We start from the raw sequence: 15,475 nt of genomic DNA on the forward strand, positions 1-15,475 counted from the left end.
CGGCTACCCTAGGTAAATTCCACAGGTTACAGTATCATACACGCCAAGTTCGAGAGCCCGCAGTGGAGAATGCAGTAATTGCAGGGTTGAAATCAGCTCCACCTGTCCGGTTTGGCTCTTTGCTACAATGAATCAAGGGAGACACGCTTTGGAAGATTACATTATCTGGTTTGATCACCTGGGAATGTCAGACGTTGACCGGGTCGGGGGAAAGAATGCCTCCCTCGGTGAAATGATCAGTAATCTTGCCAACGCAGGTGTTACCGTTCCGGGTGGCTTTGCTACAACCGCTCACGCCTACCGTGAATTCCTGGCCAAAGACGGTCTTCGTGAAAAGATCGACAACGCTTTGGACGCTCTGGACATCAATGATGTGAACGAGTTGGCTCGGGTCGGCTCCGAAATTCGCCAGTGGATTCTTGATACGCCATTTCCGGACGCGCTGGAAAAGCCACTTGCGGACGCCTACGCAAAGCTACGTGACGGCAACGACAACCTCGCGGTGGCGGTGCGTTCGTCAGCCACTGCGGAAGATCTTCCGGATGCGTCATTTGCTGGCCAGCAGGAGACTTTCCTTAACGTTGTGGGCCTGGAACAGGTGCGGACGTCAGTAAAGGAGGTCTTCGCCTCCCTGTTCAATGACCGCGCCATTTCCTATCGTGTCCACCACGGTTTTGATCACAAACAGGTAGCCTTGTCTGCTGGCATTCAGAAAATGGTGCGCAGTGAGACCGCTGCCAGTGGCGTTATGTTCACCCTGGACACGGAATCCGGTTTCCGGGATGTCGTGTTTATCACCGGCTCCTACGGCCTGGGTGAAACGGTGGTGCAGGGTGCTGTGAACCCCGATGAATTCTACGTTCACAAGCCCACCCTCACGGCGGGCAAGCCTGCCGTTCTGCGCCGCAACCTGGGTAGCAAGGCCATCAAGATGGTTTACCACACTGACCCCGCCGCAGAGCAGTTTGTGGAAACGGTCAAGGTTGAACAGGACGAACGTAATCGCTTCTGCATCACTGACGCGGAAGTGGAAGAACTGGCCAAGCAGGCCATGATCATCGAAAAGCATTACCAGCGCCCGATGGACATTGAATGGGCGAAAGATGGCGACGACGGCCGTATCTACATTGTGCAGGCCCGTCCGGAAACCGTTAAGAGCCGCGCTTCGGCCAACGTGATGGAGCGCTATCTGCTCAATGAGACCGGCACCATCCTGGTGGAGGGCCGCAGTATCGGCCACAAGATTGGCAGTGGCCCGGTCAAGATCATCACCAGTATCAAGGAGATGGACCGCGTACAGGCGGGCGATGTTCTCGTTACGGATATGACCGACCCGGACTGGGAGCCGGTGATGAAGCGGGCGTCCGCCATCGTAACCGACCGCGGTGGGCGTACCTGCCATGCTGCCATTATCGCGCGGGAGCTTGGTATTCCGGCCGTGGTGGGCTGTGGCGATGCCACGGAGATTCTGAAAGACGGCCAGGAAGTGACGGTGTCCTGTGCCGAAGGCGACACCGGGATGATCTACGAGGGCAGCCTCGATTTTGAGCTGAAGGAAAACACGGTAGACTCCATGCCCGCCATACCGTTCAAAATCATGATGAACGTGGGTAACCCGGACCGGGCCTTCGACTTCCAGGCGTTACCCAATGAAGGTGTCGGCCTGGCGAGACTCGAGTTCATCATCAACCGCATGATTGGCGTTCACCCGAAGGCGCTGCTGAATTTTGACGGCCTGCCGCGAGATATTCGTCAGACGGTGGAGAAACGGATCTCCGGGTACAGCTCGCCGGTGGACTTCTACGTCGACAAGCTGGTCGAGGGAATATCCACCCTTGCCGCTGCCTTTGCGCCCAAGAAGGTGATTGTGCGGCTGTCCGACTTCAAGTCCAATGAATACGCCAACCTGATCGGCGGTACCCTTTACGAGCCCGATGAAGAAAACCCGATGCTGGGCTTCCGTGGTGCCTCCCGGTATATCTCCGAAACCTTCCGTGATTGTTTCGAGCTTGAATGCCGGGCGTTGAAGAAAGTCCGTAATGAAATGGGGCTGACCAACGTTGAGATCATGGTGCCTTTTGTCCGCACGGTGGGAGAAGCCGAGCAGGTGGTGAACCTGTTGGCGGAAAATGGTCTCAAGCGTGGCGAGAACGGATTGCGTGTGATCATGATGTGCGAGCTTCCCGCCAACGCCCTGTTGGCCGAGCAGTTCCTGGAGCACTTTGACGGCTTCTCGATTGGTTCTAACGACCTGACCCAGTTGACCCTGGGGCTGGACAGGGACTCCGGCATCATTGCCCACCTGTTTGACGAGCGGAATGACGCCGTCAAGGCGTTATTGGGCAGTGCTATCCAGGCCTGCAAGAAGGCCAATAAGTACATCGGTATCTGCGGCCAGGGGCCCTCGGATCATCCTGACCTGGCCAAATGGCTGATGGATCAGGGGATCGATTCCGTATCCCTGAATCCGGACTCGGTACTGGATACCTGGTTCTTCCTCGCGGACGAGAAAATCGACTGACCATTTCGAGAAAAGGAGCACGTGCGTGCCTATCGTAACCCCTGATCTGTGTGACGATTACCCCGAAATCCTGGTGGTAGAGCCGGGTTTCCGCAACTTTGGTGGCGTGGACGCCTTCGGGGGCGAGATCGTGACGGTGAAATGCTTTGAGGACAATTCCATCGTTAAGGAACAGGTTGCCCTGCCGGGTAACGGTCGTGTGATGGTTGTCGATGGTGGCGGATCAAAGCGGGCCGCTCTGCTGGGTGACATGCTGGCCGAGAAAGCGGCGGGTAATGGTTGGGCTGGCCTGGTGATCTATGGCTGCATTCGCGATGTAGATGTCATTGGAAAGACAGCCCTGGGAGTGCAGGCGCTGGGTACGCATCCGCGCAAGACCGAGAAGCGTGGAGTGGGTGATCTGGACGTGCCGGTCACCTTCGGAGGCGTGACCTTCCATCCTGGCCATTACATCTATGCCGATAACAACGGTATCGTGGTTTCCGAAAAGCCACTGAAGATCGACTGATACGGCCGTTTGCCCGGTAGTTCCCCCGTACTCTACCGGGCTACATTTCCCTTGACCGCACCGGTCAGCGTTTTACCTTTACAATCTCCATCCCCAGGAGAAACCCATCCCCGTCAGGAACACAGCGAAGCACGCGGCAGACCGTTTCGAATGGCGGGAATTGCTCGCTGGTGGAAGGTAGAAGGGTGTGGATTTCATCCCCTTCGGCAAACGCCCTTTCTACGTATAGCTGCATGCCAGTGCCGCTGAGATCCCGGCAAATGCCTGGAATCGCGACGCCATTGCTGTCTGTGAGTTCGATTTCCGAGTTCATTGTCATGCGGTGGAAATCGCGTTTTTCTGAATAGTCCTTCATGGTTTCAGACATCCCGGCACCTCGCGGTTGTTGTTTTGTTAGTTATAAATGCTAAGGGCGGAAGCGTCAAAGAATTCATGGGAATAAAAATTCGGGAAGCCCTTATATTTAGTATTTAGGTTTCCCGAATGACACTATATGTGGGTTTTCGAAGAGGCGCTTCCTCCAACGTCTCCCGCGATGGGGAGGTGTTCTATGCCCAGTTGTCCGTTTTCCGTGAAGGCTTGAGCAGCGGGATAACAAGGGCCAAAATCACCCCGAGCAGCACAAGGGCTGCACCCAGTAGCATGAAATCGGATTCCTTTTTGGCTTCCAGGCGCTCCTTTTCTGCAGTGAGCACTTCCAGGTCGTTGCGCAGCTTCTGGTTCTCTTCGCGAAGCTCGCTATTCCGCCGATTCAGATTGATGGAGTCCGAAGCGACTTCCTTGATATTACGAAGTTCTTCGCTGAGTCTTCCTGCGCGGGCTTCCAGGGACTCTTCCGAGCTCCTGAGTTCGTTCCGTTCCGTTGTGACTTCCTCAAGCTGCGTCCTGAGATTATTCAGTTCATTGCGGGCTTGTTCCAGTTGCCGGTTGGTGGCTTCCAGACGTTGGCGCGCAATAGGAGTGTCGGTGAGATAGCGTGACACCATCCAGCCTTCGATGCCGTCCGGCGTGCGTACACGGCTATACCCTGATTCCGATGTTTCCAGCAGCTCAAGCGAGGTTCCGCTCCGGACTCCTGAGTGCAGGATTCGGTACTGTGTCCCTTCACCACTTCGGATCGGAGCGTAGAGCGTGTCATCGACATAAACGGTTTTGGCGTGGGTTGACGTTGCAGCCACCATCAAAACGATAATGCAGGTAATCAGACGTAAAGGCGTCACTGGTTTTATTCCCTGGAACAGCGATTTAAGGCGCAATTTTGTCATAGATGCCGGGTCATACAAGGTGGAGTTCATTACAAAAAGCTCATGGTGCCAGGTGCAGGCAACCGTGCGCCCTCAGGGCAGTACAGCCTTGAAGGGTTTGACGATCACTTTCTGGTACACACCGGCATCCACGTAGGGGTCGGCATCGGCCCAGGCCTGGGCCGATGCCAATGAATCAAATTCGGCTACAACCAGGCTGCCGGTGAACCCTGCGTCACCGGGTTCCGGTGTGTCCAGGGCCGGGTGGGGACCCGCGACCAGAAGGCGGCCTTCGTCTCTGAGCAGCTTTAGCCGTTCAATGTGGGCAGGACGGGCAGAAGACCTCAGCGGCAGGCTGTTCTCGACATCTTCGCTGATGATGGCGTAGTACATGATATTCTCCGGATATTTACTGACACAGTGTAATACCTGGCTGGTACACTGGCGTTGATGGTATTTACTCTGAAATCGGGAAAGATGTGACTATAACCCAAGAAGCTGACTTCTGCATTGATCTGCATTGCCACACGACGGCGTCCGACGGCGCGCTGCCACCGAAGGAATTGGTCGCACGTGCGCACGCCAGAGGTGTTACCCACCTTGCCATAACAGATCACGATACCATCGCCGGGCTTGAAGAAGCATCGGAGGCCGCACGGGAGGCTGGTCTTACGCTGATCGCCGGTACCGAGCTGTCCTGCCTCTGGAAAAGTCACACCATACACGTAGTCGGGCTTGATTTTGACGTTGATGACGACCGTCTGAAGCAGGCATTGGAGCGGCAGAACACGAACCGTTGGTCCCGAGCCCGCACCATTACCGACAAGCTTTCAAAGCTGAAAATTGAAAACCTGCTCGAGAAGGCAACGGATAAGGCGGGCGGCGACGTGCCCGGTCGGCCTCATTTTGCCAGGGTGCTGGTGGAAGAGGGGGTGGTAAAGGATATCGCCCAGGCGTTCAAGCGCTACCTTGGAGCTGGCAAGGCGGGGGATGTAAAGGGTTTCTGGCCTGAATTGCCGGAGGTAGTCCGGTGGATTACGGAGGCCGGAGGTGTGGCCGTGCTGGCTCACCCCAGGAAGTACAAGCTTACCGCAACCAAACTGCGCGCGCTCGTTGCCGACTTCCGTCAGGCGGGAGGCCGGAGTATTGAAGTCTCAACGTCGGGGCAGTCCAGCGGTGATCTGGGCTTTTTGGCGGAACTGTGTCGTCGGGAAAACCTGCTTGCCTCCCAGGGCAGCGATTTCCATTTTCCCGGTGCACCCTGGTGTGAGCTTGGGGTCATCATGAAAATGCCAGACGGGCTTGAGCCTGTCTGGCATCATTTCAAACAACCGGCAGGGGTTCCCGCAGCGGTTTAATCCGGTGCGTGGAACAGCAGGTATAGGTCGGTCAGCGAGTCGGGAATGGCGTCCGCCATTTGCCGGGACAGTTTCTCGCTGTTGCGGACATTCTGGAAGTCTTCATCCTCGAACAGCCCAGACAGCGTGAGCATCGGCACCAGCAGGTCTGCGGTTTCCTCCTCGCCGGCTTCCAGCCAGGCTTCCTCATTCTCGAGGAAGGTGTCCACGAACCCGGCACACCAGTTCTCCAATGCATTCATCGGATCGCCATCTTCAGGTTCCGGCAACTCAAGGGGCTGGCCCATGTCCAGTGCGTGTGCCATATCCCTGCCGAGTTGCTCAACGGCCTGGCGGAACACATCCGGAACCTGGCCGCTGGGCGCCTGTTCGGCGCCCGTGGCCAGCCTGAAGATGTCTTCAGTGCTCAAGGATGTCGGGCCTACCACGCTGGCGCAGACAACCCCATGCAAACCGAAGAAATCCAGGGCCTCGTCGCCCCAGGGTTCTGCGAAAAGGATGTCTTCCAGCGCTTCGATGTCCGAATCTGATAGCATTCGTCAGTTACTCCCGGCCTTTTTGGCCTCTTCGGCTGCCCGCTGACGCTTACGGACTTCCCTCGGATCATTGTAGGCACGGCCCGGGGTTACCGGTACACTCACCTGCTCACTCGGCTTTTCTTGCTCAGCCGCGGGCTCAACCGGCTTCTCTGCAGGTTTTTGCGTTTCCTCTGCCTCGGAGGCCTCGGCTTTCGGTTCCGCCGCTGGTTTGCTGGTCGTTTCCTGCGGTTCTTTCACCGTATCCGCTGCTGCCGGCTCGCTCGCCGGGGTGGCGGTATCGGGTTGTTCCGCTTTCTCGGTTTTGGTTGCCGTCGGCTCAGCGTCAGCAGTGCTGTCGGCCTTGGATTCAGCCTTGGATTCCGCCTTGGGTTTGGTGTCAGCTTCTGTTGGTTGTGGCTTGGCATCCACTTCCTGCTTGGGGGTTTCGGCCTCTACCACGGCCTCTGGGGTTTCTTTGCCCGGAGTTGCCTTTTCAGCCTTGTCGGCCGTCGTCGCATCTGCGTCGGTGGGTTCAGCCTTCTTTTCAGCCGGTTTCCTGGATGACCGGCGTGGACGGGCAGGGCGTTTCGGCTTCTCCTCAGCAATAGTCTCGGACTCTGCTTCAGATTTCACTGCCTCATTGCCCGCGGTGTCCGGCTGGTCGGGCTTCGCGGTGCCAGACGTTGCCGGCTGCGGCTGTTTTTCGGGCGCTTTATTGGGCTCCGCACTTTCGGCCGTTGGTTCCGCAGGTTTCGTCGCCGATTTCTCGACCGGTGCTTCCGTCGCGCTTTCCGCTGACGTCGCTTCGACAGGCTTTTCAGCCACGCTTTCCGCCGGCTTCGGCTCTGCCGTATTGGCCGCGGCTACGTCCGGCTTTCCTGCGGGCTGAGTTGCAGGTTGCTTGTCGGTCTGCTCTTCCGGCTGAGTATCCTTCTGATGCCTTTCGCTGCGGGCGGACTTCCGATCTGCCGGTGTTGACGCCGGGTTTTCAGCAGGGGAGCCGTCGCGATTACGATTACGTCTTGGTTTGCGACGTTTTTCATCGGAGCCGGACTTGTCGGCGGCAGCGCTTTTCTGGGAACTGGTGTCCTGTTGTTCCTGACGGTCCTTCTGGTCCCTGCTGGTCTGGGGCTTGTTGCGCCCTTGCCCGCGTCCCTGGCCGTCTTTGCGGTTGCCATCCCTGCGGCTATCGGCTGTCTTGTCGGCGCTCTTGTCAGCACTTCCCTGCTGGCCCTGGCCACTGCGGCCCTGGTCGTCTCCGCGATTGCGGTTTGCACCTCGGTTACGTCCCCGGTTGTCATCGCTGCGGCTGCTGTCGCCACGATTGGCGCCGGCCTGACGGCGGTCAGCACCACTGCGATTTCCGGAGCGGTTGTCGTCGCGGGCCACCCTGGATTTACGACGGTCCTGGCGGTCCTGGGTACGGCGGTCGTCACGGTTGGAGCCGCTAGGCTGTTCCCGTTTCACTGGTGGTTCACCGATGACTTCCTCACCGCTGAAGAAATCCGCAATCTTGCGGCCAAGTTTGCGGAACAGGCCATCAGTCTGTTCGGCCGGGGTTTCTTGCGCTGCCTTTTCCGGGGCAGGTGCGGGCGCAACCGGGCGAATGGCTTTCACCGCTGCCTGTTCGCGGACCGGTGGCTGGGCAGCAGGGGCCTCGAAGATTTCTTCTTCCCGTTCACTGTATTCCTGAGCGACCTGGTAGCTCGATACATGCTCCACGCCGGTCTCATCGTCACGCATGCGCAGGATTTCGAAGTGAGGTGTTTCCATGTGAGGTGCGGGAACCACCACCACTTCTACTTCCTGGCGTGCTTCGATGTCGGCCAACTGCTTGCGCTTCTCGTTTAGCAGGAATGTGGCAACGGCGACGGGCACCACGGCACGGACCTGGCCGGTCTTTTCCTTGGAGGATTCCTCGTAGATCAGGCGCATGATGCTCAGGGCCAGAGACTCAATGCCCCTGATGGTGCCCTGGCCTTCACAGCGAGGGCAGACTTCGCTGCGGGTCTCGCCCAGGGATGGGCGCAAACGCTGGCGAGACATTTCAAGCAGGCCAAAGCGTGAAATCTTGCCCACTTGTACCCGGGCGCGGTCGATTTCCAGTGCTTCGCGCATCTTCTGCTCGACTTCGCGCTGGTGCTTGGCCGGGGTCATGTCGATAAAGTCGATCACGATCAGGCCGCCCATGTCCCTGAGACGCAGTTGGCGGGCAATCTCTTCCGCCGCTTCCAGGTTGGTCTGGAGCGCGGTTTCCTCAATGTCGTGGCCCTTGGTGGCACGGGAGGAGTTGATGTCAATGGACACCAGTGCCTCGGTGGGATCGATCACGATGGAGCCACCGGAGGGCAGCTTCACTTCACGCTGGAACGCGGTCTCGATCTGGCCTTCGATCTGGTAACGGCTGAACAGGGGGATTTCGTCCTTGTACAGCTTGATCTTGTTTTCGAACGAGGGCATGACGGCGCGAACGAAGTTCAATACATCCTCGTACACCGTTGCGGCGTCAATCAGTACCTCACCAATGTCCTGGCGAAGATAGTCGCGTACAGCGCGGATAATGACGTTGCTTTCCTGGTGAATAAGGAACGGCGCCTTGCGCTCACCGGCGGCCTGGGTAATGGCCTCCCAGAACTGGACGAGGTAGTCCAGGTCCCACTGCAGCTCTTCGGTGGTGCGGCCGATGCCGGCGGTACGAACGATGATGCCCATGGACTTGGGCACCTGTACATCGTTCATGGCCTCTTTCAGCTGCGCCCGCTCTTCACCTTCGATACGACGGGAAATGCCGCCGGCGCGAGGATTGTTGGGCATGAGCACGAGGTATCGGCCCGCAAGGGAGATAAAGGTGGTGAGGGCTGCACCCTTGTTGCCACGTTCTTCCTTATCCACCTGAATAATGACTTCCTGACCTTCGGCAACCACATCCTTGATGTTGATCTTGCCTTCAATCTGGCCGGGTGATTTCTTGAAATACTCCTTGGAGATTTCTTTGAGAGGAAGGAATCCGTGGCGTTCCGCGCCGAAGTCCACAAAAGCGGCTTCCAGGCTTGGCTCTACACGGGTTATGCGACCCTTGTAGATATTGGCTTTCTTCTGCTCACGGGAGCTGGATTCGATGTCGAGGTCAAACAGACGCTGGCCGTCAACCAGGGCTACGCGCAACTCTTCGGGATGAGTCGCATTGATCAGCATTCTTTTCATGGAAAGAAATGGTTCCTGTCGTTTGGTTTGGACAGAAAACCTGGGGAATAGCATCAGCGAAGCAGAACTTGCGTGCCGTGGGCCCCTTGTAACAGGGGTAATCCGACGGCCAGACGAATCAGATCCCTGCGGGGAATTTTCCCGGGGTTCCGAGGCCACCGCCGACGGTTCGCCTGCCTGTGGGCAGGAAAGAGTCGCTTTGGGTCAGAGTCTGTTGGCGCATGTTATCCGTTTTCAGGTTCACGCGGGTGCCTGGGTCTCACGTCGTATTCGTATGCTGGACGGCCCGGCCCTGCGTGCTGGTAATGATTCTTCGCGATGTCGCCCGACGGTTTTCCGTACGGTTTCTTGTTCCCCCGGCTTCTGGACAGTCGCTGTAATCAGCGTCTTCCGTTTTGGCCCGGGAGGATTTCAATCGCCGAGCCCGGTAATGATTGGGCTTTCGGCGTTCAAACTCTCAAATAGTGTCGGTATACTCCTGCCGCTCCGGCTTCTGGCATACTGGCCAGGCCGTAGACAAACGGCAGAGCACGCCGGAATATAACAGTATTCGCCGGCTCCTTCAATCCCGCAGGGTTTCCAGCGGTAAGGTATCCATGTCCAGATCGACCAGGCAAAAACGTCCCTCTTCGTCATCGCAGCCTGTCAGTGGCGAAAAGAGTAGCTCTGTGCCCGGCTCCAGAGGTGGCGAAATCAGGCAGGGTGTGCGAAAGGTGGTGGTTGATGAGGATAACCACGGTCAGCGCGTGGACAACTACCTGATGGCGCAGATCCGGGATGTACCGCGCAGTATCATCTATCGGATTATCCGCAAGGGCGAGGTGCGCGTGAACAAGGGCAGGGTGAAGCCCGACACCCGTCTGAATACGGGTGATGAGGTGCGCATTCCACCGGTTACCCGAAAGGAAAAGCCGGCGCAGGTAGTTCCAGGCTCCCGGGTTCAGGGGGTCATGCAGGACGCGGTGGTGTTTGAAAATGATCAGATGCTGGTGGTTAATAAGCCATCCGGTATAGCGGTTCACGGTGGTAGCGGGCTGGATTTCGGGCTGATCGAAGTCTTGCGGGCGGCGCGGCCGGAGGCCCGGTTTCTGGAGCTCGTGCATCGGCTTGATAGGGATACATCGGGGCTGGTGATGGTTGCAAAGAAGCGTTCTGCGTTGCGTTATCTGCAGGACGAGTTGCGTCACAAGCGTATTCGTAAGCATTATCATGCTCTGGTGGCGGGCGACTGGCCTGGGGCTGTCAGGAAGGTCAGCGAGCCGTTGCTGCGGTTTGAGCTTGGCTCCGGTGAGCGCCGTGTTCGCGTGGATGAGGCTGGAAAGGACTCTCTCACCCGCTTCCGGGTATTGGACTCCTTTTCAGGGTATACCCTGGTTGAGGCCTCACCGGTAACCGGTCGCACCCATCAGATCCGTGTTCACAGTGCCTGGGCGGGGCATCCGATTGCTGGCGATGACAAGTATATGGATGATGTAAGCCTGCGGGCATTTCGTTCCGCCGGCGGTCAGCGTTTAATGCTCCACGCCCGCGCCCTGGACTTTACGCTGCCCTCCACGGGAGAGCCAGTTCATCTTGAGGCTCCCTATGATGAGGCTTTCAGCGAACTCATGGCCAAGCTGGCGGCGCGCCGGAAGGCCTCCGAATAATCCGTTGTTCTGTGGTTCGCAAGCAGAATGACCGCACCAAGGTAGTATCAATGGACGTAAAGGTCGTGATTTTTGACTGGGACGGAACGCTGGTGGATTCCGTTGATCATATTGCCGACAGCCTTCATCAGGCGGCCACCGAGCTGGGGTATCCGGAACTGGAGCGGGAAGCCTATCGCGATATTATCGGCCTGGGCATGATTGAAGCTCTGGAAAAGCTATATCCCGGTATAACGCGGGAGGAAATGACGGCGATTCGCGAAGGTTATGCCCGTTATTTTTTCTCCAAGGTGACTACGCCCCAGAATGTGTTTGCGGGCATGGCGGACGTACTGGCTGACCTTCGTACAGCGGGGCGCGGCTGCTCGGTGGCCACCGGCAAGAGCCGCCGCGGCCTGGAAGGTGCTTTGGTGTCCAGCGGGCTTGGGCCGCATTTTGATATCACTCGCTGCGCGGATGAAACCCGCTCCAAGCCCGACCCGGCAATGCTCGGAGAGATCATCCGCTTTTACGGCATTGAGCCGGCGGAAGCGGTTATGATCGGCGATACCCGGTACGATCTTGAGATGGCCCAGCGTATCGGGATGCCGTCTATTGGTGTGGAGTGGGGTGTGCATAAACGTGATGTGCTGGGGCATTACGCACCGCACGCGGTCGTCGATTCGGTAAAAGACCTGCGCGACGTACTCGGCCTCTGAGCCGCAACAGTAACAGGAAGTAGCAATGAGCGATTGGGAATCAGACAGGCATCCTGGCTGGGGGAGCGAACCAGAAAACCCGGAAAGCGGGGCGAAAAGGCCTGAGGGAAGTCGCCGCAAGCCGGCGATGCCGCCGGAGTCGGCTCGTGATTGGAAATTGATCGAAAAGTTGGTGATGTCTCTGCAGTCAGAGCAGCGAAAAAGCCGTCGCTGGGGGATATTTTTCAAGCTGCTGACGTTCGGGTATCTCTTTGCCTTGCTGCTGATGATCCAGTTCCCGCTAAGCGGTGCGCTGGAATCCGCTGCCAAGGGAAAGCATACGGCACTCGTTGAGATCGAGGGCACTATTGCGGCAGATGAGCTCGCCAGCGCCGACAACATCGTAGGTTCCCTGCGCGAAGCGTTTGAGGCAGAAAATTCGGTGGGGGTGATCCTGCGCATCAACAGTCCGGGCGGCAGTCCGGTCCAGTCCGGTTACGTCTATGACGAAATCGTTCGGTTGAGGGGTGAGTATCCGGAGAAAAAAGTGTACGCGGTGATTTCCGATATTGGTGCCTCTGGCGCCTACTATATTGCTGCGGCTGCTGATGAAATATACGCCGACAAGGCGAGTCTCGTGGGTTCCATCGGTGTGGTGGCCGGAGGTTTCGGATTTACGGGGATCATGGACAAACTGGGGGTCGACCGCCGTCTGTACACGGCGGGTGAGAACAAGGCGTTCCTGGATCCGTTCTCACCGGAGGAAGAAGAAGAGGTGCAATTCTGGCAAGACGTTCTGGAAACCACTCACAGTCAGTTTATCGAGAGTGTGCGGAAGGGGCGGGGTGATCGGCTTGCGGATGACGAGCAACTGTTCTCAGGGCTGGTCTGGAGTGGTGAGCAGGCGCTTGAGCTTGGCCTGATTGATGGTCTTGGCAGTTCTTCGCATGTGGCGAGACAGGTGATAGGCCAGGAGGATCTTGTGGACTACAGCCGCCGAGAATCGCCGTTCCAGGAAATTGTTGACCAGTTCGGCGTTTCTGTGGGCAGTGGTATTGCCCGCTACTTCGCTGAATCGCGGCTGGAGCTGCGCTGAGGGTCGTGGGGCTGATGCAGTGGATTCAGCCCCCAATTTAGCAGCATTCTGGTGAGTGCGATCAACGGCAGCCCGATCAGGCTGTTCGGATCGTCCCCTTCCAGTCGCTTGAACAGGGTGATGCCCAAGCCTTCCATTTTGAAGCTGCCTGCGCAGTCGTAGGGTGTCTCAGTGTGTAGGTAGTTGTCGATTTCGTCCGCGTCTAGCTCCCGGAAATAGGCATGGAAGTGTTCGCAGTGGCTCTGCCGTTCGTTGGTGCCGGAATCCAGCAGTACCAGGCCCGTCAGGAATGAGACTCTCTGGCCGCTGCTGCGCTTCAGCTGCTGCACGGCGCGCTCATGGTTTCCCGGCTTGTTCAGCACGGTGCCATCCTCGAGGCAGGCAATCTGGTCAGAGCCGATGATCCAGTGGTCAGGATAATCCCCGGCGAGCGCTTCGGCTTTCTTTAGCGCCAGTCGCACGGCCAGCTGTTCCGGGCCTTCACTTATCTCTGGTGATTCATCGACGTTCGGTGATGCGGCCTGGAAGGGCAGTCCCAGCCGTTCCATCAGCTGTCGCCGGTAAGGTGATGATGAGGCAAGCAGAAGTGGGCGGTGTTGCATTGGGTTCCTTATGTCATTGCTTGGTATTATCGTAGAATACACCTATCCGCAGTGTAACCCTTGCCCAAAAGCGCATGAAGTCTTTGACAGCGGGCGGTCAGGTCCCTAAAATTGCGCGCCTATGTCAAAAGCCTCAAGCACCGAGCTGCCCAAAACTGTCGATCCTTACCGATTGGCAGAGCAACAAATAGTGTTGGAGGGAGAAATTCCTCTGCAGGCATTGTCTCGTTTTGGTGATTCTGTATTTGGTTTTGAGGACGGCGCAGTGTGCCGGGTGAGCCTGTCATTCTCCATGGACGGCGAACGCCGACGCATGGTGACAGGTGAGCTGGAAGCACCGGTTACCCTGGAGTGTCAGCGCTGCATGGGGCCCATGCAAAAGACACTGGTCTCCCACTTTACATTGGGGTTGGTGACCAGCGATGAGCAGGCCCAGCAGTTGCCAAAAGAGCTTGAACCGTTTCTGACGAACGATTTCAGCGCGGATTTGTGGTCCTTGACTGAGGACGAACTGTTGCTGGTTCTGCCGCCGTTTCCGCTTCATGAGCGTGACGAATGTCCCGCCCGAGAAGAGCTGGAAGCCTTTGAACCGGATGAATCCGGGGACGAGCCGGTCAGGAAGTCTGAAGACAACCCGTTCAGCGTACTGGCGGATCTCAAGACAAAGAAACATTAATCAGGCGTCGTTTTCCCTGGAAACCGTCGCGAATTTAACGAACACACGTTTATCAGGTCAGGAGCATAATCATGGCTGTACAGAAAAATCGAAAAACCCGCTCAAAGCGCGGTATGCGTCGTTCACACGATGCTCTGAGCACGGCAGCTCTGTCCACTGACACCACGACTGGTGAAGTGCATCGTCGTCACCACGTGTCGCCGGACGGTTTTTACCGTGGCAAGCAGGTAATTGAGGCTCGCGACGAGTAAACCGTCGCGAGCAATCCACCCGCCAGTGCGAGATGGAGGAACGGTGAAGCCGGTCACCATCGCAATTGACGCCATGAGTGGTGATCGCGGAGCCGATGTTGTGGCCTCCGCTGCACTGGATGCGGTGAAAGAAAACGAAGCCTTGAGTCTCGTTCTGGTAGGAATCCGGAGTGAGCTAGAGGCTTTGTTGCATCCTGGGCACTCGCGAATTCGTATCGTCGAAGCTGCCGATGTCGTGCGGATGAATGAGCGGCCCTCCCATGCGCTTCGCCACAAACGCAATTCGTCCATGGCCGTGGCGCTGGGGCTTGTTCGCGATGGCGTTGCTCAAGGTTGTGTCAGTGCTGGCAATACCGGCGCGCTCATGGCGTTCGGCCGTTCTGTTATCCGTATGTACCCGGGTATTGAGCGCCCTGCAATCGCCAAACTGATTCCGTCGCTTCGGGGGCGTTGCCACGTGCTCGATCTGGGCGCCAACGTGGACTCCACTGCGGAAAACCTCTATCAGTACTCACTGATGGGCTCACTGATGGCATCGGCCATCTGCAATCAGCCAGAACCTCGAGTCGCTCTGCTTAATGTTGGCGAAGAGGAGATCAAGGGCAATGAGCAAGTGCGGCTTGCCTCTCACATGCTGGCCCAGTGCGATACCATCAACTACATCGGATACATCGAGGGCAGTGATCTGTTCCGCGACGTGGCGGATGTGGTGGTGTGCGACGGTTTCGTCGGGAATATTGCCCTGAAGACGGGTGAGGGCGTTGCCGGTCTGCTGATTGAGTTGCTGGAACAAGCCTTTACGAAAACGTTTTACGGCAAGTGCGTCGGCTTCTTCGCGCGGCCGATCATCGGACGGCTGCTCCGGCTTATGGACCCCTCAAGGCATAACGGTGCCAGTCTCCTTGGCCTTCAAGGGGTGGTGATAAAGAGCCATGGCAACGCCAACGAGCGCGCCATGCTGGCCGCCATACGTCAGGCGGTTCGTGAAGTTGAGCTGGAAGTGCCCAGCCGCATAAACGACCGTCTCGATGACCTGATGATCTGAGCGCTCAAGCCTTAACCTGTCCCTGAGACTAAAGTCTCTCCCCATTTTTGCTAGATTGGCTGGATCGGCCCCCAGGTTGTACTATTGGCTAATCTCCCGTAACCCCTCATTGACGGTAAGATTCCCACT

At 57.5% G+C, this 15,475-nt stretch carries 15 protein-coding genes; 9 read left to right on the forward strand and 6 right to left on the reverse strand.

Annotated features, from left to right (window positions below):
• Positions 1-127 precede the first annotated feature (127 nt).
• On the forward strand, positions 128-2,521 hold the full coding sequence (gene ppsA / locus ACTRWH_RS06535; RefSeq protein ID WP_369810883.1) for a phosphoenolpyruvate synthase: 2,394 nt from the start codon (positions 128-130) through the stop codon (positions 2,519-2,521).
• A gap of 25 nt (positions 2,522-2,546) precedes the next feature.
• Positions 2,547-3,029, forward strand: coding sequence for a ribonuclease E activity regulator RraA (gene rraA / locus ACTRWH_RS06540; RefSeq protein WP_036205000.1), 483 nt, complete (start codon positions 2,547-2,549; stop codon positions 3,027-3,029).
• 64 nt (positions 3,030-3,093) lie between these two features.
• Here the strand turns inward: rraA and ACTRWH_RS06545 are convergent, their stop codons facing one another.
• The 3 genes from ACTRWH_RS06545 to ACTRWH_RS06555 form a co-directional block, all read right to left on the reverse strand.
• On the reverse strand, positions 3,094-3,396 hold the full coding sequence (locus ACTRWH_RS06545) for a PilZ domain-containing protein (RefSeq protein ID WP_226909933.1): 303 nt from the start codon (positions 3,394-3,396) through the stop codon (positions 3,094-3,096).
• Between the two features lie 181 nt (positions 3,397-3,577).
• Positions 3,578-4,249: a TIGR04211 family SH3 domain-containing protein gene (locus tag ACTRWH_RS06550; protein ID WP_036205846.1), complete on the reverse strand. Its 672-nt coding sequence runs from the start codon at positions 4,247-4,249 to the stop codon at positions 3,578-3,580.
• Positions 4,250-4,366: 117 nt separating this feature from the next.
• On the reverse strand, positions 4,367-4,666 hold the full coding sequence (locus tag ACTRWH_RS06555; protein ID WP_007154082.1) for a YciI family protein: 300 nt from the start codon (positions 4,664-4,666) through the stop codon (positions 4,367-4,369).
• An 86-nt stretch (positions 4,667-4,752) separates the two neighbouring features.
• Between ACTRWH_RS06555 and ACTRWH_RS06560 the strand changes: the two genes are divergently transcribed.
• A complete protein-coding gene (locus ACTRWH_RS06560) occupies positions 4,753-5,631 on the forward strand; it encodes a PHP domain-containing protein (RefSeq protein ID WP_075194777.1) in 879 nt (292 codons plus the stop codon).
• Here ACTRWH_RS06560 and ACTRWH_RS06565 read toward each other — a convergent pair.
• Positions 5,628-6,167 carry a YecA/YgfB family protein gene (locus ACTRWH_RS06565; protein ID WP_007154080.1) on the reverse strand — a complete coding sequence of 180 codons (540 nt, stop codon included), beginning with the start codon at positions 6,165-6,167 and terminating at the stop codon, positions 5,628-5,630. The genes ACTRWH_RS06560 and ACTRWH_RS06565 overlap by 4 nt on opposite strands.
• 3 nt (positions 6,168-6,170) lie before the next feature.
• Positions 6,171-9,353 (reverse strand): ribonuclease E, encoded by a 3,183-nt coding sequence (rne, locus tag ACTRWH_RS06570; protein ID WP_085680082.1) that lies wholly within the window; start codon positions 9,351-9,353, stop codon positions 6,171-6,173.
• A 704-nt stretch (positions 9,354-10,057) separates the two neighbouring features.
• Between rne and rluC the strand changes: the two genes are divergently transcribed.
• Genes rluC through ACTRWH_RS06585 form a run of 3 tightly spaced genes read left to right on the forward strand, consistent with a single transcriptional unit; the run spans position 10,058 to position 12,772 of the window.
• Positions 10,058-10,999 (forward strand): 23S rRNA pseudouridine(955/2504/2580) synthase RluC, encoded by a 942-nt coding sequence (gene rluC / locus ACTRWH_RS06575; RefSeq protein ID WP_185906490.1) that lies wholly within the window; start codon positions 10,058-10,060, stop codon positions 10,997-10,999.
• A gap of 50 nt (positions 11,000-11,049) precedes the next feature.
• Entirely contained in the window at positions 11,050-11,697 is a 648-nt protein-coding gene (locus ACTRWH_RS06580; protein WP_085680086.1) for an HAD family hydrolase, read from the forward strand.
• Positions 11,698-11,722: 25 nt separating this feature from the next.
• Positions 11,723-12,772 (forward strand): S49 family peptidase, encoded by a 1,050-nt coding sequence (locus ACTRWH_RS06585; protein ID WP_036205005.1) that lies wholly within the window; start codon positions 11,723-11,725, stop codon positions 12,770-12,772.
• Here the strand turns inward: ACTRWH_RS06585 and ACTRWH_RS06590 are convergent.
• Positions 12,739-13,374, reverse strand: coding sequence for a Maf family protein (locus tag ACTRWH_RS06590; protein ID WP_036205007.1), 636 nt, complete (start codon positions 13,372-13,374; stop codon positions 12,739-12,741). The genes ACTRWH_RS06585 and ACTRWH_RS06590 overlap by 34 nt on opposite strands.
• A gap of 121 nt (positions 13,375-13,495) precedes the next feature.
• On the opposite strand from ACTRWH_RS06590, the gene ACTRWH_RS06595 reads away from it, so the two are divergent.
• The 3 genes from ACTRWH_RS06595 to plsX all read left to right on the forward strand — a co-directional run bounded on the left by ACTRWH_RS06595 (position 13,496) and on the right by plsX (position 15,346).
• Positions 13,496-14,050, forward strand: a complete 555-nt coding sequence (locus ACTRWH_RS06595; RefSeq protein WP_085680088.1) for a YceD family protein — start codon at positions 13,496-13,498, stop codon at positions 14,048-14,050.
• Between the two features lie 71 nt (positions 14,051-14,121).
• On the forward strand, positions 14,122-14,301 hold the full coding sequence (gene rpmF, locus ACTRWH_RS06600; RefSeq protein WP_036205010.1) for a 50S ribosomal protein L32: 180 nt from the start codon (positions 14,122-14,124) through the stop codon (positions 14,299-14,301).
• A gap of 43 nt (positions 14,302-14,344) precedes the next feature.
• Positions 14,345-15,346 (forward strand): phosphate acyltransferase PlsX, encoded by a 1,002-nt coding sequence (gene plsX / locus ACTRWH_RS06605; RefSeq protein ID WP_227517892.1) that lies wholly within the window; start codon positions 14,345-14,347, stop codon positions 15,344-15,346.
• The last annotated feature ends 129 nt before the right edge of the window (positions 15,347-15,475 follow it).

This window comes from Marinobacter sp. G5_S1_61_S3 (genome assembly GCF_054968585.1).

Coding starts and splice junctions, on each gene's coding strand:
- ppsA (WP_369810883.1), top strand. CDS start 128: ATGAATCAAGGGAGACACGCTTTGGAAGATTACATTATCTGGTTTGAT.
- ACTRWH_RS06545 (WP_226909933.1), bottom strand. CDS start 3,396: ATGTCTGAAACCATGAAGGACTATTCAGAAAAACGCGATTTCCACCGC.
- ACTRWH_RS06555 (WP_007154082.1), bottom strand. CDS start 4,666: ATGTACTACGCCATCATCAGCGAAGATGTCGAGAACAGCCTGCCGCTG.
- ACTRWH_RS06565 (WP_007154080.1), bottom strand. CDS start 6,167: ATGCTATCAGATTCGGACATCGAAGCGCTGGAAGACATCCTTTTCGCA.
- rne (WP_085680082.1), bottom strand. CDS start 9,353: ATGAAAAGAATGCTGATCAATGCGACTCATCCCGAAGAGTTGCGCGTA.
- ACTRWH_RS06580 (WP_085680086.1), top strand. CDS start 11,050: ATGGACGTAAAGGTCGTGATTTTTGACTGGGACGGAACGCTGGTGGAT.
- ACTRWH_RS06585 (WP_036205005.1), top strand. CDS start 11,723: ATGAGCGATTGGGAATCAGACAGGCATCCTGGCTGGGGGAGCGAACCA.
- ACTRWH_RS06590 (WP_036205007.1), bottom strand. CDS start 13,374: ATGCAACACCGCCCACTTCTGCTTGCCTCATCATCACCTTACCGGCGA.
- ACTRWH_RS06595 (WP_085680088.1), top strand. CDS start 13,496: ATGTCAAAAGCCTCAAGCACCGAGCTGCCCAAAACTGTCGATCCTTAC.
- rpmF (WP_036205010.1), top strand. CDS start 14,122: ATGGCTGTACAGAAAAATCGAAAAACCCGCTCAAAGCGCGGTATGCGT.